Raw genomic sequence first — 20,321 nt, forward strand, 5'->3', positions numbered from 1 at the left:
AACTGTATCTTTGCGGCGCCGATCTGCCGTGACAGGTCAACGGGTGTGTCGTGGCGAATGCGCCGGGGCGCTGGAGACGCAAATTCGCCGGGGTGCGAGAAGCCGGCGTGCCGCCGAAACCTAATCGGCTGGGTGCGCGACGAAAAACCGGGCGGCCTTACGGATGGAATCTTCCACCGGCTCCGGTGTCCAGCCCAGTTCGCGCTCGGCTTTGCTGTGATCCAGCGGCGACATCAGTTCGGCCATGCGCGCTCCGACGTAGGCGAACAGCAGGTCGCGACGCAGCAGGCGGGCGGCCAGATCGTTGAGCCGCGCCGCGGCACGCATGACGGGCATCGGGATCCCGACGCGCGGCGGGCGTATGCCCACTGCGCGGGCCGCGATCTCATGGATTTCCCGGGTGCTCATATAACGATCGGAAATAATGTAACGCTCGCCGATGCGGCCCCGATCGGCTGCCAGAAGCATTGCACGCGCCGCGTCTTCGATACCGACGACCTCGGCGGAGAAGCCGAGGTAGAACGGGAACCGCCCGGTGGCGACGCGCGCGATGAGCGAACCATGAGGGGTCGGGGCCCAGTCGCCGGGCCCGTAAGTGGTCGAGATACACATCGCGACCGCCGGTAACCCTTTGTCGCGCACGTACTGCGTGACCAGGTTCTCCGCGGCCACCCGGGATTGGATGTAGGCGCCGCCGTCGCTCCAGTTGTGCGGATCGTCCTCGGTGACGGGCCGCTGGTCGTTGATTGCCAATGTGCCGGTGCTGCTGGTGAATACGAACTTGCGTAGCTGTGCGTCGACGGCCGCGTCGAGTACCTGCCGCAGGCCTTCGACATTGGTGCGGAACAACGGTGTGGGGTCGCGCAGCCACATCCGGGCGTCCACCACGCAGTAGTAGACGACGTCGCAGCCGGCCATGGCTTCCCGCAGCGCGGCGTCGTCGAAGATGTCGCCGTAACAGCATTCGACCTTCCGAGTCTGCAACAGGTCGTCGATGCCCTTGGTGACACTGGTGCGCCGCACCATGACCCGCACGTCCTGCCCTGCTGCGACGAGTTGGCGGGTGACGTGTGAGCCCAGGAAACCGCTGGCCCCGATGACTAGCTTGGTGGTTCCGGTCATCGCCGCCTCAGAAGGTCGCGGGCGTCAGCGCGTCACGGCCGTACTGGCCGAACGCGCCGGTGACGAGAACGGTCGGGGGGTTCACCGGCCGAGCCGCCGCGCCAGCGAAGCCGCCGTGTCCCGCAGCCGAGGCGAAATACGCATGGAGAAAAGGGGATTGAAGATATCCTCGCGCAGCCGGGTCAGCGTCGAGGACTTGATCAGCCAACTGCCGTCGAGCTTCTCATAGGTTTCGTGGTAGTGACCGCGCCCGTTGAGATTGACGCCCGGGCCCAACCGCACCACGTCCTCGAGCGCCCAGACCCCGGTCGCGGTCGTCGGCGACGTCAGCGTGATTTCGGGGGCGTGCACCTGATGCACCGTGGGTTGCGACGGCTTGCCCAGGGCGTGGCGCACGTAGGACACGAACTCGTCGGCGCCGCGGATCACCATGCCGCCCGACTGCGAGGTGTCACTGACAAAGTCGTCGGTGAACAACTGCCGCCAGTCATCCCAGCGCTTGGTGTCCAGGTATCGGCAGTATTGGGCCTTGAGTCGCTTGATCGCCTCGATCTCCCACAGTGTCGTTGCGGTGGCGGACATCGCAGCTCCTCATGCGCCTCATAGCCCGTTTCCGAGATTACTGCTCCCATATTGGAGAATGCTATTCTCGCACAATAGCGACGACGGGAGGCGGCTCGGATGCTGTTGGAGTTCGATGCTGAGCAGCGCCTGTGGCAGGACACCGTGCGCGATGTCGTCGCCAAGCAGTGCCCGGCGTCGCTGGTGCGTGCCGTGGCCGAGGACGGCGTCGACACGAGCCCGCTATGGAAGGTGTATGTCGACCTCGGCTGGACGGAGCTCAACGACCCGGCCGCCGCGGTGGAGCTGGCGATCGTGTTGGAGGAGCTGGGGCATGCCACCGACCCCACGCCCTTCCTGGCGACGATGAGTCAGTTCGCGCCGCTGGCCATGGACCGCTTCGACCCGCACCGGTCGGGCACCGCCGTATACAGCGGGGTGACCGCCCGCCGGGACGCCGACGGATGGGTGCTCGACGGTACCGCACGCCACGTTCTCGACGGCGATCGCGCCGACCGCTTGGCGGTGGTCACCGACGCCGGGGTGTTCATCGTGGACGCGCATCAAGTCTCGGCCCGCCGCGAATCCGTGTTCGACCCGGTACTGCACGTCGCCGACCTGTCCTTCGATCGGGTTCGGTTACCCGACGGTGTCCGGGTAACCGCCGATCGGGAACGCGCACACCACGTTGCGCTGACCGGCATGGCCATCACGATGGTCGGCGCCTGCCAGCGCATCCTGGATCTGGTGCTCGAGCATGTGCGCAGCCGTCACCAATTCGGGGTACCGATCGGCTCGTTCCAGGCAGTGCAGCACAAGGCCGCCGACATGCACGTCGCAGTGCAACGGGCCCGGGCGCTGTCCTACTTCGCGGCGCTGACCATCGCCGCTGACGACCCGCGGCGGCGGCTGGCCGCCGCCATGGCCAAGGCCAGCGCGGGGGAGTGCCAGTCGCTGGTGTTCCGGCACGGCTTACAGCTGCACGGGGCAATGGGATTCACCTGGGAAAACGACCTGCAATTCGCGCTCAAGCGGGCCAAGGCCGGTGAGCTGATGCTCGGCGGCGCGGCCGAGCACCGGGCCCAGATCGCGCAGGAGTACCGTGCAGCTGACTTTTGACCCCGACGTCGAGGCATTCCGGGCGGAGTTCGCGGCCTTCCTCGACGAAAACCTGCCTCCGGCAAGCGAAACCGGCGAGCGGCCGCGTTCGGTCTCACATATGCCGGCCTGGGCGCGCCGGTGGCAGCGGTTGCTGTTCGACAACCGCTGGCTGCTGCCCGGCCAGCCGCCGGAGTTCGGCGGGCGCAACGCGACGGTGGTTCAGCAGTTCGTCCACCTCGAGGAACTGTGCCGCCGGCGGATCTATCACAGTTTCAACCCCCAAGGCGTGAATATCGTTGCTGCGTCGCTGTTGTCGTTCGGCACCGACGAGCAGAAACACCGCTGGGCGGTGCCGATCCTGCGCGCCGAGATCACCGCGTCGCTGGGGATGAGCGAGCCCAGCGCCGGGTCCGACCTGGCGTCGCTGCGCACCCGGGCGGTGCTAGACGGCGACCACTTCGTGGTCAACGGGCAGAAGGTGTGGACCTCCGGGGCCCACGACGCCGACGTGTTGTTGACGTTCGTGCGCACCGACCCGGATGCGCCAAAACACAAGGGCATCAGCGCATTACTCATCCCGACCGCCACCGCGGGTGTGGTACGCCGGCCGTTCCCGTCCATCTGCTCGGCCGACGACCTGGATTTCAACGAGGTGTTCTTCACCGATGTGCTGGTGCCGGCGGAAAACCTGGTGGGTTCGCTCAACCAGGGCTGGCGGGTGGCCAATGGCTCCCTCGGGCACGAGCGCACCATGATGTGGCTGGGTTTCGCCGATCGGCTGGACAATCTGCTGGCCGACTTCCATCCGACCACGGAACTCGAACGCGACCGGTACGCCACCATGGTGATGGACAAACAGGCGCTGCGCCTGCTGGGTTCGGTGGCGCTGGCCCGCGCCGCCCGCGGCGAGGACGACACCGCCGCCATCTCGGTGCTCAAGCTGCTGGGTTCGGAGGCGGAACTGCAAGCGTGCGAGCATGCGCTGTCAGCCGCCGGCTCCGACGGGCTGGTACACCCCGCGCTGACCGGACCGTATGCGCCGATGAACCTGGACCACTATTTCGCCAGCTGGTTCGAGCGTTACGCCCGAAGCTTTTCCGGCACCATCGCCGGAGGCACGTCGGAAATCCAGCGCAACATCATCGCCCAGCGAGTGCTGGGCTTACCGCGCAGCTAAATGACCGCAGCCTCTTTGCGTTCGGTGACCGGTCTGGCGAGTTCCTGCTCCTCGCAGATGCGTTGCAGCTTGTCGAGAGTTTCGTCCAGGCCCGCGCCTATCCTGCGGCCGGGCGTGAAGGTGGCCGGTAGCTTGCGCATCCCCTGGATGACCCCGATGGTCTCGTAGTGGATGGTGCCCGCGGGGTCGCAACGGTAGTCCGGCATCCGGTCGAGGACCGCGGTCAGCATGGATTTGAACACGGTGCGCGCCACGTTGGATCCGATGCAGCGGTGCACGCCGATCCCGAAGCTGAAGTGGCGGTTACCTTTGCGGTCAAGGATGACCTTGTCCGGGTCGGGGAATACCGCAGGGTCGCGGTTGGCCATCGCCCACGAAATCCACAGCCGCTCACCCTCTTTGAAATGCAGCCCGTCCAGTTCGACGTCATCGGCGAATGTCCGGCCGTCGCCGGGCGCGGGAGTGAAGTAGCGCAGAAATTCCTCGGTCGCGGAGTCGAGCAGGGTTTCGCGTTGGCTGCTGAGCAGCTCGCGCTGGTCCGGGTTTTCTGAAAGCCATTCCAGCGCATGGGCGGTCAACGCCGTCGTGGTGTCGAAGCCACCGCCGATGAGCAAGCCGAGATTGCCCAGGATTTCCAGATCGGGAGCGGGCTTGCCGTCGATCCGCATCTCCAGCAGCGCATTGACCACGCCCGGCCGGGGGTTGTTGCGGATCTCGATCATGTTGTTGACCAGGTCGAGCCCCATCTGCCGGTGCATCTCGGTAACGCGCTGGATGTCGGGCGAGTGCTCGGGGGTGTACACCGCGGCGTGGGTGGGCTCGCTGTAAATCTTCCAGTTCTGCAGCGGAATGCCCATGAGCGCCAAGGTCAGAACGGCGGGCACGATGTTGGCCAGGTCGTCGACGAAGTCGATGCTGCCGCGCTCGATCTTCTCGTCCAGGCACGCGCGGGTCACGTCGTCGACGAACGGCTTCCAGCGCTGGACTGCGGCCGGTGACAGATACGGGTTGAGCACGTTGCGGTAGCTGCGGTGCTCGGGGTCGTCCATCTCCAGGATGCCGCCCCGCACGCCGTTGATCCGGCTGGCCGTTGGAATCGAAATGCCGTTGTAGCCACGGCGTTCGTTGTTGACATCGTGATCGTTGGAGACCGCCGGACAGCGGGCGAGCTCGAACACTTCGTGGCTGCCGGCGGCGACCCAGTGCCCGCCGTAGGTGTCGCTCCACGCCATCGGGCACGTGGCGTGCATCTCCTCGGTGATCGCCTTGAACCCTGATCGGTACTCCGCGGAGTGCCGGTCGAAGTGGTACCGATGCTTGCTGCGGTCACTGACGCTCAACCCGCTGTCTCCCCTTACCCGTCGGTGATGACGATGGCCTGCTCGGGGCACGATTGCGCGGCTTCACGCACCCGGTCTTGCTGATCGGCCGGTACCACTTCGCTGACCGCCGACGAGGTGCCGTCGATGTCGCTGAGCCGGAAGGAGTCCGGGGCGATCATGGAGCACAAGGTGTGGCCCTGGCAGCGTTCGGGATCAACCCAGACCTTCACGACGCGTTGCCTCCCGGCTCAGGTGTTCCGGCCGCCGTTGACACCCAGAATCTGGCCCGTGATGTAGCCGGCTTCCTCGGACACCAGAAAGGCGCAGGCCGCCGCGATGTCTTCGGGCCTACCCATCCGGCGCACCGGAGTGCGGGCGATGTTCTCTTCGATGTCACCGAGGAACCCTTGCTCCGCGGCCTTGCGCAGCATCGGGGTATCGACGAATCCCGGTGGCACGGCGTTGACGGTGATGCCGCTGGGCCCGTATTCGAGTGCCAGGGACTTGGTGAGCCCGTTGACCGCCGATTTGGCCGCGACGTAGTGCGCCATATAGGGGGTGCCGGAATGTGTGCTCGACGACGAGATGTTGACGATCCGTCCCCACCCGGCCTCGACCATGTCGGGCAGCACCGCCTGAATGGTGTGGAAGACGCCGTTGAGGTTGACGTCGATCACCCGCTGCCAGTCCTCGAAGGTGATGTTGGTGAACCGCTTGAACCCGTCCAGGCCGGCGGCGTTGACCAGGATCGTGACCGGCCCGAGTCGGTCGCGGATCGCCGACAGTGCGGCATCGACCTGCGGGCGGTCCGTCACGTCGGCGGTGTAGGCAAGCTCGGCATCGCTGGGCCTGAGGTCGATGGTGGCCACATCGATACCGTCGGATCGCAGCCGACGGGCGACCGCCAGCCCGATGCCGGATGCGCCGCCGGTGACGACGGCGGTCTTCATGCCCGCAACCTCTCATTCATAAAGAATCTCCATTGCAATTATGAGAACCATACTCTCGCAGTCGAGCGGCCCGCAAGCCGACGACGAAACCGCGTACTGCCTGCGCCGAATGCTGCAATCGGGATAACGCTGAGCGATTGCTTAGCAACCCGGCAGGTCGGTCCGATGACGGGGCATCCTTGAACTCTCATGAGGCGAATGTAAGATTCGCAAAGGATGAGAATGAAATTACCGTGACCGTCAGCACACCGAGGGGGCCGCAATGCCAACGCAGCAGACGGCGGGAACCATCGCGGAGGGTCGAACAGCCGGTGGGCTGGCCGGCGCCCCGAGTCAGTCACGGGCCGACCGGCGGCTATTGATCGACGGCCGGCTGCTCACCACCGACACCACCTTTGCCTCCATCAACCCGGCCACGGGCGCGGTTGTCGGATATGCGCCCGACGCCGGCGTTGCGGAAGCCCAGGCGACAGTCGCGGCGGCTCGCCGTGCCTTCGACACCACCACCTGGTCGACCGACGTCGAGTTGCGGACGCGCTGTCTCGACCAACTCCATCGGGCATTGCTCGACCACGCCGAGGAGTTGCGCGAACTCACGATCGCCGAGGTCGGCGCCACCCGGGCCCTGACCCACGGAGCGCAGCTCGACGAACCGATCGGCATCGTGCGCTACTACGCCGACCTGCTGCGCAGCTACCAGTTCACCGAAGACCTCGGCGACAACGAATCGCGGGGCATGCGCCATCACCGCTGGGTGGAAAAGGAAGCCGCCGGGGTGGTTGCGGCGATCATCGCCTACAACTACCCCAACCAGCTCGCACTGGCCAAGCTGGCCCCGGCGCTGGCCGCCGGCTGCACAGTCGTGCTCAAGGGCGCGCCGGACACCCCACTGGTCACGCTGGCGCTTGGCGAGGTGATCGCCAACCACACCGATATCCCGCCCGGCGTGGTGAACGTGCTGAGTTCCTCGGACGCCGCCGTCGGAGAGGTGTTGACCACCAGTCCCGATGTCGACGTGGTCACCTTCACCGGGTCAACGGCGGTCGGCCGACGGATCATGGCGGCGGCCAGTGGGACGGTCAAGCGGGTGTTCCTGGAATTGGGCGGCAAGTCCGCGGTGATCATGCTCGACGACGCCGACTTTGCCGGCGCGGCCATGTTCGCCGCGTTCAGCATGGTCACCCACGCGGGGCAGGGGTGCGCTTTGACGTCGCGGCTATTGGTGCCCCGACAGCATCATGACGAGATCGTCGAACTGATCGCGCAGAACTTCGCCAAGGTGCGGCACGGTGACCCGGCCGAGCCGAAAACATACCTGGGTCCACTGATCAGCGAACGCCAGCGCGACAAGGTCGACGGCATGGTCCAGCGCGCCATCGCCGCCGGCGCGACCCTGGTCACCGGGGGCAAGCGCCTGGATCCCGGTTATTTCTATGCGCCCACCCTGCTCACCAACGTCGACCCGGACAGCGAGATCGCCCAGGAGGAGGTGTTCGGTCCGGTGCTCGTCGTGATCGGATTCGATGACGATGATCACGCCGTCCGGATCGCCAACAACTCGATCTACGGCTTGGCCGGTGCGGTGTTCAGCCGCGACCAGGATCGCGCCTTGGCGGTGGCCCGCCGGATCCGCGCCGGATCGTTTTCCATCAACGGCGGCAACTACTTCGGCGCGGACAGTCCGTTCGGCGGCTTCAAGCAGTCCGGGGTCGGCCGCGAGATGGGGGTTGCCGGCCTGGAAGAGTTCTTGGAACGCAAGGCTTTTGCGGTGCCGGTCGGACCGGCGCAGAGGGCCCGCGGATGAACCCCCTCGAAGGCATCCGCGTCCTGGAAGTCGCCATGTACGGGTTCGTCCCGTCGGCCGGCGCGGTGCTCGCCGAATGGGGAGCCGACGTAGTCAAAGTCGAGCACGCGGTGACCGGCGACCCGCAGCGCGGCCTGCGGCAGACCGGCATGCTGCGGGTGGAGGGCGACCCCAACCCCAACATCGAGCACGCCAACCGTGGCAAACGCAGCATCGGCCTGGACATGTCGGTGCCCGAGGGCAAAGAAGTGCTCTACGAATTGGCCCGCCGCTCCGACGTATTCCTGACCAGCTTCCTGCCCGACGCACGACAGAAGTTCGGCATCGATGTCGACGACATCCGGGCGGTGAACCCGTCGATCATCTACGCCCGTGGCAGCGCGCTCGGCCCGCGCGGCGACGAAGCGACTAAAGGCGGCTACGACATGACCGCATTCTGGTGCCGGGCCGGAACCGCCGCCACCATCACTCCGATGGGCTATGCGGGCATGATCAACCCGCCCGGGCCGGCCTATGGCGACACCATCTCGGGCACCAACCTCGCCGGTGGCATCGCGGCCGCGTTGCTCAAGCGGGAGCGCACCGGGGAACCGTCCGTTGTGGACGTGTCGTTGCTGGGCAGTGGATTCTGGTCGCTGGGCCACACCGTGGCGTTGACAAGGCATTTGGGTCAGCCAATGCAGGCGCCGCCGCCCGGTGTGCACGGCGCGCCCAACAACCCGTTGGTGGGGCTGTATACGACATCCGATGGCCGTTACATCTCGTTGGTGATGATGCAGCCCACCAAGTTCTGGGCCGACGTGTGCCGGCACATCGACCGGCCCGAATTGGCCGACGATCCTCGCTTCGCGACCGTCGAGAGCATCGCCGCCAATACCGCAGATGCCGTCGAGATCTTGACCAAAGTGATCGCAACACGCACGCTTGCCGAGTGGAGCGAACGCTTTGCGACGCTCGCGGGACCATGGGCGCCGGTGCAGGACACCCTGCAAGCGGCCGACGACGCGCAAATCCGGGCGAACGAATATCTGGTGCGCGCAGGCCAACTCGAGCTGGTCGCCAACCCGGTGCAGTTCGATGTCACCGCACCCCATACCGGGCCGGCGCCCGGATTCGCCGAGCAGACCGACGAGATCTTGTTGGAGCTCGGTCTGGACTGGGATCGCATCATCGAACTCAAAACGGCCGGCGCCGTCACCTGAGACCCACATGAGACCCGATCCCGTGATGCGCAATGCCCCCGTTGTCGAAACCCTCGCAGCCGGTCTGCTTCGCCGGATAACGGTTACGGGTTTCCGGTTACACCCGGGCGCAGCATGAGCCATAATCGCCAAGGCTGCGAGACGTGGGGGTCGGCATTGCTTGCAAGTGCCAGCTCACGCGACGGAACGGAGGACTGGCGTGGGGGCGGTAGCCGCTCTGCACGACGAACCTTCGCCCTCTGGGGGCAAACGATGATCGTCGCTGCCCGAGTCGGCTTGGCGCGCAGCATAATCGGCCACATCGCGCCGGAAGGGTGTTGGGCCGATGGCGAGTAGGGGGGCGGATCGCTGGTCGCCGGGCATCACGTTTGGGCGCGGGTCCAAACCCATGCAGGCGGTCGGGGGGCTGTTCGCGATGTCGGCGGATGCCATCAAGTTCGTGTTCCGGCGGCCCTTCCAGTGGCGGGAGTTCCTGGAGCAGTCGTGGTTCGTCGCGCGCGTCTCGATGGCGCCGACGTTGCTGGTGGCCATCCCGTTCACCGTCCTGGTCAGTTTCACCCTCAACATTCTGCTGCGGGAACTGGGCGCGGCCGACTTGTCCGGTGCCGGGGCCGCTTTCGGTGCGGTCACCCAAGTCGGTCCGCTGGTGACCGTGTTGATCGTCGCCGGCGCGGGCGCGACGGCGATGTGCGCCGACCTTGGTTCGCGAACGATCCGTGAGGAGATCGACGCGATGGAGGTACTGGGTATCAACCCGGTGCAGCGCTTGGTGACCCCACGCATGCTGGCCTCTGGGTTGGTGGCTTTGTTGTTGAACAGTCTCGTCGTCATCATCGGCATCCTGGGCGGCTACGTCTTTTCGGTGTTCGTCCAAGACGTCAACCCCGGTGCGTTCGCCGCCGGCATCACGTTGTTGACCGGGGTGCCTGAGGTGATCATTTCCTGTGTCAAGGCAGCACTTTTCGGCCTGATCGCCGGTCTGGTTGCGTGCTACCGGGGGCTGACGGTATCCGGCGGGGGCGCCAAGGCCGTCGGAAACGCCGTCAACGAGACCGTGGTGTACGCGTTTATGTCGTTGTTCGTCGTGAACGTGGTTGTCACCGCTATCGGCATCCGCATGTCAACCAAATAACGCAAGGGAGGCCTAGGCACACGCTGTGACACTGCGAGCAGCCTATCCGCGACTGACGCGACAACTGCAGAAACCGGTCGGCACGTTGAGCCGCATCGGCGATCACACGTTGTTCTACGGCAAGGCGCTGGCCGGCGCTCCGTTCGCGGCCACCCACTACCGGCGGGAAATCATTCGTCTCGTCGCCGAAATCAGCATGGGCGCGGGGACTTTGGCGATGATCGGCGGGACCCTGGTGATCGTCGGGTTCTTGACGCTGGCCGCGGGAGGCACGCTGGCTGTCCAGGGCTACAGCTCGCTGGGCAACATCGGCATCGAAGCGCTGACCGGATTCCTGGCCGCTTTCATCAACGTTCGCATTTCGGCACCGGTGGTGGCGGGAATTGGGCTGGCCGCCACCTTCGGCGCGGGCGTGACCGCGCAGCTGGGCGCCATGCGGATCAACGAAGAGATCGATGCGCTGGAATCGATGGCGATCCGGCCGATTTCATATCTGGTCAGCACCAGGATTGTCGCCGGGATGCTGGCGATCACCCCGCTGTATTCCATCGCCGTCATCCTGTCCTTCCTCGCCAGCCAATTCGTCACCGTGGTGCTGTTCGGCCAATCCGGCGGCCTCTATCAGCACTACTTCACGACATTCCTCAATCCGATCGACCTGTTGTGGTCGTTCCTGCAGGCGGTGCTGATGGCACTGACAATCTTGTTGATCCATACCTATTTCGGTTATTTCGCCTCGGGCGGACCGGCCGGTGTAGGGGTCGCGACCGGTAACGCGGTACGCACCTCGCTGGTCGTGGTCGTCTCGGTGACACTGTTGGTGTCGCTGTCCATCTACGGCTCCAACGGCAACTTCCACTTGTCGGGCTAGGGGATACGACAGTGACGCACAACCTCGGGCCGGGTCCCATTCACCGCTCGGAAACCGCCAGCGCCGCAAGGCCGGTCGCGGCGTCACCGGGTCGGCACTTCGGGGTTCGGTCCTACGTGCGTCCCTTGGCCGGTTTGGCAACCGTCGTCGTGGTCGCCGGCATCGCCGCCGTAGCGGTGGGTTTGTTCCGGGGCTCTTTCACCGAGAGCGTGCCGGTGACCGTGGTTTCGCCGCGAGCCGGCCTGGTGATGAACCCCGACGCCAAGGTGAAGATGCGCGGGGTAGAGGTCGGCAAGGTCGCCTCGATCGAATCCCGGCCGGACGGGAAAGCGGTTCTGCACCTGGCCATGCAGCCGTCGCAGATGCGTCTGATTCCGTCCAACGTTCTCGTTGACATCGCGTCGACAACCGTCTTCGGCGCGAAGTTCGTCGAGCTGGTGCCGCCCGATGATCCGTCGCCGCGGCCGCTGCGCCCCGGTGCGGTGCTCGAAGGCCAACACGTCACCGTCGAAATCAACACCGTATTCCAGCAACTCACCTCGGTGCTGAACTCCATCGATCCCGCCAAACTGAACGAAACCCTTGGCGCCATCGCGTCGGCGGTGAACGGCCGCGGTCACGAGATCGGGCAGATGTTGTCCGATCTCGATCACTTCCTGGCCACCCAGGACCCGGGTCTTCCCGCGCTCCGACACGACCTCGAGGCCCTGCCCGCGGTCAGCAACGCCTACGCCGACGCCTCCCAAGACCTTGTCACCACGGCCGACAACGCCATCCGGATCAGCAAGACGATTGTCGACGAGCAACGAAACCTGGACGCCTTCTTGATCAGCTCGATCGGTCTGGCCGATATGGGCAACGAAGTGATAGGCGGCAACCGGCAAGCGCTCACCGATGTCCTGCACCTGCTGGTGCCGACGACGAATCTGACCAACGAATATCACCAGGCGCTGTACTGCGGTCTGGCCGGGTCGTTGGTGAATCTGCACGCGCCGCCGCTACCCACCCCCGGGGTGTTGGTGTTGGTCGGTTTCGAGTGGGGGGCCGAACGATATCGCTATCCGGCCAACTTGCCGAAGGTGGCCGCGACCGGTGGCCCCCAATGCTGGGAGCTTCCGGTGGTGCCCTTCGACGTGGCTCCACCGTTCGTGGTCGCCGACGTCGGCGCCAACCCCTGGCAGTACGGAAACCCGCATCTGCTGCTGAATTCGGATGCCCTCAAACAGCTGCTGTACGGGCCGCTCGACGGGCCGCCGCGCAACACCATGCAGATTGGGCAGCCCGGATGAGCAGCTCACGCCCGATGATCATCAAGTTCGGCATCTTCGCCGTGATCATGGCGGTGCTGACGGTGTTCTTGTTCTTCATTTTCGGTCAGTACCGCACCGGTTCGACAAATGGCTATTCCGCCGTCTTCAACGATGTCTCGCGACTCAAGGCCGGACAGACGGTACGCGTGGCGGGCATCCGGGTGGGCACCGTCAACAGCGTCACGCTACTGCCTGACAAAAGGGTGCGGGTGAAGTTCGACGCCGATCGCAGCGTCGTGCTCACCACCGGCACCCGGGCCGTCGTTCGCTACCTCAACCTGGTCGGCGACCGCTATCTCGAACTCGTCGACGGTCCCGGATCCACCAAGGTGCTGCCCGCCGGCGGTGAGATTCCGCTGGACCGGACGGCGCCCGCACTGGACCTCGATCTGCTGCTGGGTGGCCTGAAACCGGTTATCCAGGGCCTGAATCCGCAAGACGTCAACGCGCTCACCGCGTCGCTGGTACAGGTGTTCCAGGGCGAGGGCGGCACGCTGCAGTCGTTGCTGTCGAAAACGTCGTCGTTCTCCAATACGTTGGCCGACAACAACGAAACCGTCCAGCAATTGATCGACAACCTCAACACGGTGGTCGCCACGTTGGACAAGGACGGCGACAAATTCTCCACCGCGCTGGATCGACTGCAGCGGCTCGTCAGCGCGTTCTCCGACGATCGCAATACCATCGGCACCGCGATCGACGCCCTGGACCGGGGAACCGCATCGATCGCGGATCTGCTCACCCGGGCCCGGCCACCGCTGGCCGGCACGGTAGATCAGCTCAACCGGTTGGCGCCGCTGCTTGACGAGGACAAGGACAAGATCGACGTTTCGTTGGCGAAGCTGCCCAACAACTACCGCAAGCTGGTACGACTGGGCTCCTACGGCGCCTGGATTCCGTACTACCTCTGCGAGCTGAGCCTTCGGGTCTCCGACCTGCAGTACCGGACCGTGGTATCGCCCATCTACCGCCAAGAAGGCGGGCGGTGCGCGGAGCCCGATGAGGGAGACCGATGAACAAGTACCGCGGCGCCGGTCTGGTTCGGGCCGGATTCATCGGCACCGTGCTGGTGATCATGGTCATCGCGGTCGGACTGTCGCCCGAGCAGCTGATTCAGCGGGCCACCGCCGTCAGGTACCAGGCGGTGTTCTCTGAAGCCGGTGGCCTGGCACAGGGCAACGACGTGACGATATCGGGGATGAAGGTCGGCTCGGTCTCGGATGTGGCCTTGCACAACGGCGACGCCGTGGTGACGTTCAACATCAAGGGCTCGGTGCTCCTCGGGTCGGACACCACCGCACACATCAGGACGGGTTCGCTGCTGGGCCAGCGGGTGCTCACCCTGGAATCGGCGGGCAGCGGCAAGCTGCATCCCATGGACGTGATACCGATTTCACGCACGTCCTCGCCGTACTCGCTCAGCGAAGCCCTCAGCGATCTCGCCACCGATGTCGCCGGCACCAATACCGATACGCTCAACCAGTCGCTGGACACGCTGTCTACAACGCTTGACCAGATCGCCCCGCAATTGGGTCCGGCCTTCGACGGGGTGACCCGGCTGTCGCAAACCCTCAACGGCCGCAACAAGTCACTGCGCGACCTCTTACAAGGCGCCGCCGATGTCACCAAGATCCTTTCGCAACGCAGCGCGCAGGTGAACACGCTGATCCTTGACGCCAACAGCCTGCTGTCCGTCCTGGTGGCCCGCCGCCAGGAGATCGTGCAACTGCTGGCCAATACCTCCGCGGTGGCCAAACAGCTGACCGGATTGGTGCACGATAACGAAAGCGAGTTGGCGCCGACGTTGACGAGGCTGAATTCGGTGATCGCCATGCTGGAGAAGAACCGCGACAATCTCTCGCAGGCGCTGCCGGGGCTGGCCAAGTATCAGCTCACCCAGGGCGAGGCCATTTCCAACGGGTTCTACTACACCGCGTTCGTCCCGAACTTCTTGGTAATGGAGATCTTTCAGCCGTTTTTCGACTACTTCTTCGGCTTCCGAGCCTACGGAGCGCCCGGCCAGCCGCCGGACACCGCCGGTCCGCGAGCACTGATCCCCTTCCCCTCCAACGCCATTCCACCGTGCCCCGACTGCCGGGTGCCCGGACTTCCGCCTTTCCCCGGAGGGTCGTGATGATCACCCGCACCATGCTTCGGGCCGGGCTGGCGATCATGCTGGTAGCGCTGGTCGTCGTCGGCACCGCTGTGGCCGTTCGCAATACGTTCTTCCGCCCGAAGACGATCACCGCCTACTTCACCAAGACCACCGCGATCTACCCGGGCGACGACGTGCGGGTCTCGGGTATCAAGGTCGGCACCATCACCGCCATCCATCCGGAGGGGCTCACCGCCAAGATGGTCATGCACGTCGACCACGACGTCCCCATTCCGGCGGATGCCAAGGCGGTGATCGTCGCCCAGAATCTGGTCGCGGCCCGCTATGTCCAACTCACCCCGGCATACCGGTCCAGCGGTCCCACCATGCCCGACGGTGCGGTGATACCGCGCGAGCGGACCGCGATACCCGTCGAGTGGGACGAGGTCAAAGACCAATTAATGCGGCTGGCAACGGAATTGGGCCCCAACAGCAAGGTCTCGACACCCTCGGTGGCGCGTTTCATCGATAGCGCCGCCAACGCGCTGGGCGGCAATGGCGACAAGCTTCGGCAGACCCTGGCCGAACTGTCCGGGGTGGGGCGGATTTTGGCCGACGGCAGCGGCAACATCGTTGACATCATCAAGAATCTGCAGACCTTCATCAAGGTGCTTCGTGACAGCAACCAACAACTGGTGGTGTTCAACAACCAGCTGGCCACGCTGACCAGTGTGCTTGACGACAACAAATCCGATTTGGACGCCGCGCTCACCGATTTGGCGGGCGCCGTCGGTGAGGTGGAACGGTTTATCGCGCAAACCCGTGATCCGACCTCCGAGCAGATCGTGCGACTGGCCGACCTGACCCAGATCCTGGTCGACAACAAGATGGCTCTGAAGAACATCCTGCATGTAACCCCGAACGCACTCGCCAACGCCTACAACGACTATGAACCCGACATGGGGGCAATCCGCGGGGCGTTCACGGTCAACAACACGGCCAATTCGGTGAACCTGTACTGCTCGCAGCTCGGGGCCATCGAGAACGTCACCTCCGTCGAATCCGGCAAGCTGTGCGGGCTGTACCTCAGCCCGGCACTGCGAGTGTTCAACCCGCTGTTGCTGTTCAACTGGAACTATCTCCCTATTCCGATCAACCCGATCCTGGCGTCGTCGGCGGACCCGCAGAACATCGTCTACACCGAGCCGCGGCTGGCGCCCGGCGGTGAGGGCCCCAAGCCCGGACCGCCCGAGCTGCCGCCGGCGGTGTCGGCCTATACCGGACTGCCCGGCGATACGCCGGACTATCCGCCGCCGCCGGGGCCGCCGGCGCGGATACCGGGTGCGGCAATGCCGGAGCCGCCGGCGCCCACCCGCCCGGGCGAGTCACCGCCGCCGATACCCGGCCTGCTGCCAGCCGAAGGAACGCAGCCGTGACCGCCCGGGTGTTGGCCCGCCGCCTGCTGGTCCTGGGCGCGGCCGTCATGCTGAGTGTGACCGGATGCGCATTCAACGGCCTCAACTCGCTGCCGCTGCCCGGTGCGGTCGGACGTGGCTCGGGTGCCGACATCTACCACGTCGAGATCGCCAATGTCGGCACCATGGAGTCGAATTCGCCGGTGATGGTCAACGACGTCGTCGTCGGCAGCATCGGCAGGATGAGGGTGACCGGCTGGCACGCCGACGTCGAGATCTCGGTGAAGCACGGTGTGGTGATACCCGCCAACGTGATTGCCCGCGTCGGTCAGACGAGTCTGCTGGGATCCATGCACCTGGAGCTCAATCCGCCGCAAGGACAGCAGGGCGAAGGCAAGTTACTACCGGCGGCCGAATGCGTCCGGCTGCACCTCGCCCAGCCGCCCTGCGCCACCGTCCCGCTGGACAAGTCGTCGACGTACCCGTCGACGGAACAGACGTTGTCGTCGCTGTCGGTCGTCATCAACTCGGGCGGCTTCACCCAAATCGGCGATATCGTGCACAACTTCAACGCGGCCTTGTCCGGCCGGGCAGCCGATGTTCGCGACCTGATCGATCGCCTCGACAGGTTCGTGGGAACGCTCGACCAACAGCGTGGCAACATCGTCGCGTCGATCCAGGCACTCAATCGGCTTGCCGGGACGTTCGCCAGCCAGCGCGACATCATCACCCAGGCGCTCTACAAGGTGCCGCCCGCGCTGGACGTGCTGATCCGCGAGCGGCCGCGGATCACGGCCGCACTGGACAAGCTTCGGGTGTTCAGCGACACCGCCACCAGGCTGGTCAACGATGCCGGCAGCGATCTGGTCACCAACCTGAAAAACCTTGAGCCGACCATCAGTGCGCTCGCCGATATCGGGCCGGAACTCGACGCCGCCCTCGCCTACGCGCCGACGTACCCGTTCACCCAGAACCTCATCGACCGAGCCATCCGGGGTGACTTCGTCAACGGGTTTTTCGTCCTCGACCTGACCAACGCCCGGCTGCGCAAGGGGCTGTTGCTGGGCACCCACTGGGGACGGTTGGGCGCGGAGCTGGTACCGGCGCCGGGAGACCCCGAGTACCTGCAGTACCAGTACACGCCCGACCCGCGGAATCCGTCGGCTCCGGGACCGGTGGCGCCGCCGGTCGGTGCGCCGTTGACGCCGACGGCGGCGCCGGGGCCCGCAACCTTCGTACCGCTGCCGCTGCCGCCGCCGGGCGCGCCGCCGCCGGTGCTGCCGCCACCGCGCCCGCAGCTCGGACCCGCGACACCCGAGTTCGGTCCGCAGGTGCCGGGCACGCCGCCGACCGCGACCCAGCCACCGGATGGGGGCGCGTAGATGCTGACCCGCTTCGTCCGTATCCAGCTGGCGATTTTCACGATCGTGGGCATCGTCGGTGTTTTCGTGATGGTCTTGATGTACATCCAGGCGCCGACGCTGCTCGGCATCGGGCGGATAACGGTCACCCTCGAAGTGCCGGCGGCCGGTGGCCTCTACCGCTTCAGCAACGTGACCTACCGCGGGGTGCAGGTCGGCAAGGTGACCGCGGTGGGGCTGACGTCGCACTGCAGCGACCCCAAACGCAGTCCGTGCACGAATGCGACGCTGTCGCTTGGTTCTTCACCGAAGATCCCGGCCGACCTGGAAGCCGATGTGCGCAGCATCTCGGCGGTCGGCGAACAGTACGTGGATCTGCGGCCGCGCACCAGCTCGCCGCCCTATCTGCACAACGGATCGGTGATCCCGATGAGCCAGGCCACCATTCCGCAGCCGATCGGGCCCGTGCTCGATCAGACCAGTGCGTTGATCGACAGCATCCCCAAGGGCAAGCTCGTCGCGTTGCTTGACGAGGCATTCAAGGGATTCAACGGGGCGGGCTACGATTTCGGATCGTTGTTCGACTCGGCGGCAAAGGTTTCCGGTGACCTCAACGGGGTCGCCGACCGGACCCGGACCCTCACCGAGGACACCGGGCCGGTTCTGGACTCGCAAGCGCAAACCACCGACGCGATCCGGTTGTGGGCGCGCAGCCTTGCCGGCGTCTCCGGTCAACTGGTGACCAACGACCCGCAGGTCCGCACCCTGCTGGAGCAAGGACCCGGCGCACTTGACGAGGCGTCTCGACTGCTCGAGCAGATAAAGCCGACGCTGCCGGTGCTACTGGCCAACCTGACGACGGTCGGCCAGATCGCGGTGACCTACCACGCGTCACTCGAGCAGGTACTGGTGTTGCTGCCGCCGTTCGTTGCCGCGATTCAATCGTTCGTCGGCACCAAGAACCCGACGGGCTACGCCCAGGGCGACTTCGCGGCTCTGGTCGACGATCCGCCAGGCTGCACGGTCGGGTTCCTACCGCCGAGCCAATGGCGCTCGCCGGCCGACACCACGACCATCGATACGCCGAACGGGCTGTACTGCAAGCTGCCGCAGGACTCGCCGATCTCGGTTCGCGGTGCCCGAAACTACCCGTGCATCGAGCACCCGGGCAAGCGCGCGCCGACGGTCGAAATCTGTGACAGCGACCGGCCTTTCGAGCCACTGGCGATGCGCCAGCACGTCTTCGGCACCTACCCGCTGGATCCGAACCTGCTCGCGCAGGGCATCCCGCCCGATGACCGGGTCAACTTCTACCGGGACCGGATCTTCGGACCGGTGGAGGGCACCCCGCTGCCACCGGGATCGCCCGGGCCGCGGGGAACGCCGCCGGGACCGCCGAACTCGCCGGTGCCGCTCGGGCAACCGCCGATACCGCCGGGATCGTCGGTACCGCCGCCGGCCAGCTTGCAACCGCCGGTGCCGGTGGACCTTACGCCCGTCGCACCGATGGACGTTCCGGACGGCGGGCCCCCGGCCCCGGTCGGCGGGCCGCAAGCCGCACCAAGTGCCTTCGGCCGCAGCGGTTCTCGAGTGAGCCCGGGTTTGGCCGTGGCGCAGTACGACCCCCGCACCGGTCGCTACGTCGGGCCCGATGGTCAGTTGTATCGGCACTCAGATCTGGTCAACGCACCCAAAACCTGGAAGGACATGCTCTTGGCGGCGTGATTCGGGCGTCCCGGTCAGATCTTGTCGAGCCGGAACGGCATCAGCACGACGAGCCACTTGTTGGTTCCGCATGCGCCGCTGGGCCCGACGGTCTGGTCCTTGCCGGCATATGTCGACGAGCCGGACTGGACGGTGCCGTCCGGCCCTGCCGGATAGAAGGTGAACGTTTGTACCCCGGTGAACGAGGTGCCGTCGGGGCACGTTTCCCAGTTCGGCACCTCGTGCTTGACGGTCCACATCACCCCGTCGTGCAGGTAAAGCGGTGCGCTCCAACCCTGGTCGCTGGTGACGTGGCCGGTGCAGTCCTGGGCGGTGGTACAGCTGGACGACACAGTCCACGTGCTACTGATGGTGGGTTCGTCATGAAAAGATTGATTCGTCTTGGCCCATTCACCGACGGATGTGGCGCGGTAGGTTCCGTTGATGGCGAGACCGTCGGTGGAGGCCCGGGCCGGCGGTGCTGTGCTCGAGCCGCCAATCACCGTGGCAGCCACCAGTATTGCGCTTGCGACAGTGCCCATTGACCGCATCACGTGCTCCTCGACGCGCTAGCGCCACTTCCCCTTGAGACAGTAACACCGGCGCCGCCGAGTGGGCGAGGGCTTTACCGCGAAGCGCTCGGCCTTCACAGCGAGTCGAGCTTGGCGATGAGCCAGGATCCGTTGACCTTCGTCAGCGCTACCCGAACGCTACTGGTGGTTTTCACCGGGTCGGGTTTGTCCCTGCTGGTGGTCTTCAGACTGATAAACACAAGTACGACAGCTGAATCCGGATGCAACTCCGCCGCGGCGGCTCGAATGACGCGGGCGTTGGTGGTGATTTGGCCCCGCTGGGCCGCCGGCGCCACGATCTGCTCGGTGAAGCGTTCGTAGTAGGTCTGATAGTCGCCGGTGAGCCGCGATCTCGCGTTGTCGAAATCCCGGCTCAGGCTGTCGGGCGAGTATGACAGGAGTGCCACCGTGCCCTCGGAAGCCGCTCTGATCGCGTCGCGTGCCGCCGCGTCGTCGGTCTGCTGATCCGGGCGGTAGCCGAAGTAGAAGAATCCGGCGGCGAAGCCCGTCGTGGCAATGACCAACAGCCCTAACAGAATTGGACGCCACCACATTAGGAATCGGCGGATCCGGCGGCCTGCCACCCTGAATCGGCGGCGCGGCGGTCGACCCTCGTCGAGGG

The 20,321-nt window shown here is 65.6% G+C and carries 19 protein-coding genes; 12 read left to right on the plus strand and 7 right to left on the minus strand.

The window, feature by feature from the left end; genetic code table 11:
* Positions 1-120 precede the first annotated feature (120 nt).
* A complete protein-coding gene (locus tag AWC07_RS08200) occupies positions 121-1,122 on the minus strand; it encodes an NAD-dependent epimerase/dehydratase family protein (protein WP_036414674.1) in 1,002 nt (333 codons plus the stop codon).
* Between the two features lie 81 nt (positions 1,123-1,203).
* Positions 1,204-1,704: a nuclear transport factor 2 family protein gene (locus AWC07_RS08205; protein ID WP_036414677.1), complete on the minus strand. Its 501-nt coding sequence runs from the start codon at positions 1,702-1,704 to the stop codon at positions 1,204-1,206.
* A 99-nt stretch (positions 1,705-1,803) separates the two neighbouring features.
* Between AWC07_RS08205 and AWC07_RS08210 the strand changes: the two genes are divergently transcribed.
* Both AWC07_RS08210 and AWC07_RS08215 read left to right on the plus strand, forming a co-directional pair.
* Positions 1,804-2,802: an acyl-CoA dehydrogenase family protein gene (locus AWC07_RS08210; RefSeq protein WP_036414683.1), complete on the plus strand. Its 999-nt coding sequence runs from the start codon at positions 1,804-1,806 to the stop codon at positions 2,800-2,802.
* Positions 2,786-3,961: an acyl-CoA dehydrogenase family protein gene (locus tag AWC07_RS08215; RefSeq protein ID WP_036414686.1), complete on the plus strand. Its 1,176-nt coding sequence runs from the start codon at positions 2,786-2,788 to the stop codon at positions 3,959-3,961. Before AWC07_RS08210 ends, AWC07_RS08215 begins: the two co-directional genes overlap by 17 nt.
* Here AWC07_RS08215 and AWC07_RS08220 read toward each other — a convergent pair.
* The 3 genes from AWC07_RS08220 to AWC07_RS08230 form a co-directional block, all read right to left on the minus strand.
* Positions 3,958-5,211 carry a cytochrome P450 gene (locus tag AWC07_RS08220; RefSeq protein WP_425271230.1) on the minus strand — a complete coding sequence of 418 codons (1,254 nt, stop codon included), beginning with the start codon at positions 5,209-5,211 and terminating at the stop codon, positions 3,958-3,960. The genes AWC07_RS08215 and AWC07_RS08220 overlap by 4 nt on opposite strands.
* A 104-nt stretch (positions 5,212-5,315) precedes the next feature.
* Positions 5,316-5,513, minus strand: coding sequence for a ferredoxin (locus AWC07_RS08225; RefSeq protein WP_036414692.1), 198 nt, complete (start codon positions 5,511-5,513; stop codon positions 5,316-5,318).
* A gap of 18 nt (positions 5,514-5,531) precedes the next feature.
* Positions 5,532-6,233, minus strand: coding sequence for an SDR family NAD(P)-dependent oxidoreductase (locus AWC07_RS08230; protein ID WP_036414695.1), 702 nt, complete (start codon positions 6,231-6,233; stop codon positions 5,532-5,534).
* A 262-nt stretch (positions 6,234-6,495) separates the two neighbouring features.
* On the opposite strand from AWC07_RS08230, the gene AWC07_RS08235 reads away from it, so the two are divergent.
* From AWC07_RS08235 to AWC07_RS08280, 10 genes are all read left to right on the plus strand, one after another.
* Positions 6,496-8,037 (plus strand): aldehyde dehydrogenase family protein, encoded by a 1,542-nt coding sequence (locus AWC07_RS08235; protein WP_036414697.1) that lies wholly within the window; start codon positions 6,496-6,498, stop codon positions 8,035-8,037.
* A complete protein-coding gene (locus AWC07_RS08240) occupies positions 8,034-9,239 on the plus strand; it encodes a CaiB/BaiF CoA transferase family protein (RefSeq protein ID WP_036414699.1) in 1,206 nt (401 codons plus the stop codon). The genes AWC07_RS08235 and AWC07_RS08240 overlap by 4 nt, the downstream gene beginning before the upstream one ends.
* A gap of 325 nt (positions 9,240-9,564) precedes the next feature.
* On the plus strand, positions 9,565-10,371 hold the full coding sequence (locus AWC07_RS08245; RefSeq protein WP_036414701.1) for an MlaE family ABC transporter permease: 807 nt from the start codon (positions 9,565-9,567) through the stop codon (positions 10,369-10,371).
* Positions 10,372-10,396: 25 nt separating this feature from the next.
* On the plus strand, positions 10,397-11,242 hold the full coding sequence (locus AWC07_RS08250; protein ID WP_036414703.1) for an ABC transporter permease: 846 nt from the start codon (positions 10,397-10,399) through the stop codon (positions 11,240-11,242).
* An 11-nt stretch (positions 11,243-11,253) separates the two neighbouring features.
* Positions 11,254-12,531, plus strand: a complete 1,278-nt coding sequence (locus tag AWC07_RS08255) for an MCE family protein (protein ID WP_084293571.1) — start codon at positions 11,254-11,256, stop codon at positions 12,529-12,531.
* Positions 12,528-13,568 (plus strand): MCE family protein, encoded by a 1,041-nt coding sequence (locus tag AWC07_RS08260; RefSeq protein ID WP_036414706.1) that lies wholly within the window; start codon positions 12,528-12,530, stop codon positions 13,566-13,568. The genes AWC07_RS08255 and AWC07_RS08260 overlap by 4 nt, the downstream gene beginning before the upstream one ends.
* Entirely contained in the window at positions 13,565-14,686 is a 1,122-nt protein-coding gene (locus AWC07_RS08265; protein ID WP_036414708.1) for an MCE family protein, read from the plus strand. The genes AWC07_RS08260 and AWC07_RS08265 overlap by 4 nt, the downstream gene beginning before the upstream one ends.
* Positions 14,686-16,083 (plus strand): MCE family protein, encoded by a 1,398-nt coding sequence (locus AWC07_RS08270; RefSeq protein ID WP_084293572.1) that lies wholly within the window; start codon positions 14,686-14,688, stop codon positions 16,081-16,083. Before AWC07_RS08265 ends, AWC07_RS08270 begins: the two co-directional genes overlap by 1 nt.
* Positions 16,080-17,444 carry an MCE family protein gene (locus AWC07_RS08275; RefSeq protein ID WP_036414711.1) on the plus strand — a complete coding sequence of 455 codons (1,365 nt, stop codon included), beginning with the start codon at positions 16,080-16,082 and terminating at the stop codon, positions 17,442-17,444. The genes AWC07_RS08270 and AWC07_RS08275 overlap by 4 nt, the downstream gene beginning before the upstream one ends.
* Complete coding sequence (locus AWC07_RS08280) at positions 17,445-19,148, plus strand: MCE family protein (RefSeq protein WP_036414713.1); 1,704 nt, start codon at positions 17,445-17,447, stop codon at positions 19,146-19,148.
* A 14-nt stretch (positions 19,149-19,162) separates the two neighbouring features.
* Here AWC07_RS08280 and AWC07_RS08285 read toward each other — a convergent pair whose 3' ends face one another.
* Together AWC07_RS08285 and AWC07_RS08290 are read right to left on the minus strand one after the other, a co-directional pair.
* Positions 19,163-19,678, minus strand: a complete 516-nt coding sequence (locus AWC07_RS08285; protein ID WP_036414715.1) for an Rv2253/PknI dimerization domain-containing protein — start codon at positions 19,676-19,678, stop codon at positions 19,163-19,165.
* A gap of 95 nt (positions 19,679-19,773) precedes the next feature.
* Complete coding sequence (locus tag AWC07_RS08290; RefSeq protein ID WP_084293573.1) at positions 19,774-20,253, minus strand: twin-arginine translocation pathway signal; 480 nt, start codon at positions 20,251-20,253, stop codon at positions 19,774-19,776.
* Positions 20,254-20,321 lie beyond the last annotated feature (68 nt).

Source organism: Mycobacterium gastri (genome assembly GCF_002102175.1).
Taxonomy (GTDB): Bacteria; Actinomycetota; Actinomycetes; order Mycobacteriales; family Mycobacteriaceae; genus Mycobacterium; species Mycobacterium gastri.

Bases quoted from the DNA above. Each gene is read 5' to 3' on its own strand.
- AWC07_RS08270 (WP_084293572.1), top strand. From the start codon at position 14,686: ATGATCACCCGCACCATGCTTCGGGCCGGGCTGGCGATCATGCTGGTA.
- AWC07_RS08230 (WP_036414695.1), bottom strand. From the start codon at position 6,233: ATGAAGACCGCCGTCGTCACCGGCGGCGCATCCGGCATCGGGCTGGCG.
- AWC07_RS08220 (WP_425271230.1), bottom strand. From the start codon at position 5,211: ATGCACGCCACGTGCCCGATGGCGTGGAGCGACACCTACGGCGGGCAC.
- AWC07_RS08205 (WP_036414677.1), bottom strand. From the start codon at position 1,704: ATGTCCGCCACCGCAACGACACTGTGGGAGATCGAGGCGATCAAGCGA.
- AWC07_RS08280 (WP_036414713.1), top strand. From the start codon at position 17,445: ATGCTGACCCGCTTCGTCCGTATCCAGCTGGCGATTTTCACGATCGTG.
- AWC07_RS08245 (WP_036414701.1), top strand. From the start codon at position 9,565: ATGGCGAGTAGGGGGGCGGATCGCTGGTCGCCGGGCATCACGTTTGGG.
- AWC07_RS08240 (WP_036414699.1), top strand. From the start codon at position 8,034: ATGAACCCCCTCGAAGGCATCCGCGTCCTGGAAGTCGCCATGTACGGG.
- AWC07_RS08200 (WP_036414674.1), bottom strand. From the start codon at position 1,122: ATGACCGGAACCACCAAGCTAGTCATCGGGGCCAGCGGTTTCCTGGGC.
- AWC07_RS08210 (WP_036414683.1), top strand. From the start codon at position 1,804: ATGCTGTTGGAGTTCGATGCTGAGCAGCGCCTGTGGCAGGACACCGTG.
- AWC07_RS08260 (WP_036414706.1), top strand. From the start codon at position 12,528: ATGAGCAGCTCACGCCCGATGATCATCAAGTTCGGCATCTTCGCCGTG.
- AWC07_RS08235 (WP_036414697.1), top strand. From the start codon at position 6,496: ATGCCAACGCAGCAGACGGCGGGAACCATCGCGGAGGGTCGAACAGCC.
- AWC07_RS08285 (WP_036414715.1), bottom strand. From the start codon at position 19,678: ATGCGGTCAATGGGCACTGTCGCAAGCGCAATACTGGTGGCTGCCACG.
- AWC07_RS08290 (WP_084293573.1), bottom strand. From the start codon at position 20,253: ATGTGGTGGCGTCCAATTCTGTTAGGGCTGTTGGTCATTGCCACGACG.
- AWC07_RS08265 (WP_036414708.1), top strand. From the start codon at position 13,565: ATGAACAAGTACCGCGGCGCCGGTCTGGTTCGGGCCGGATTCATCGGC.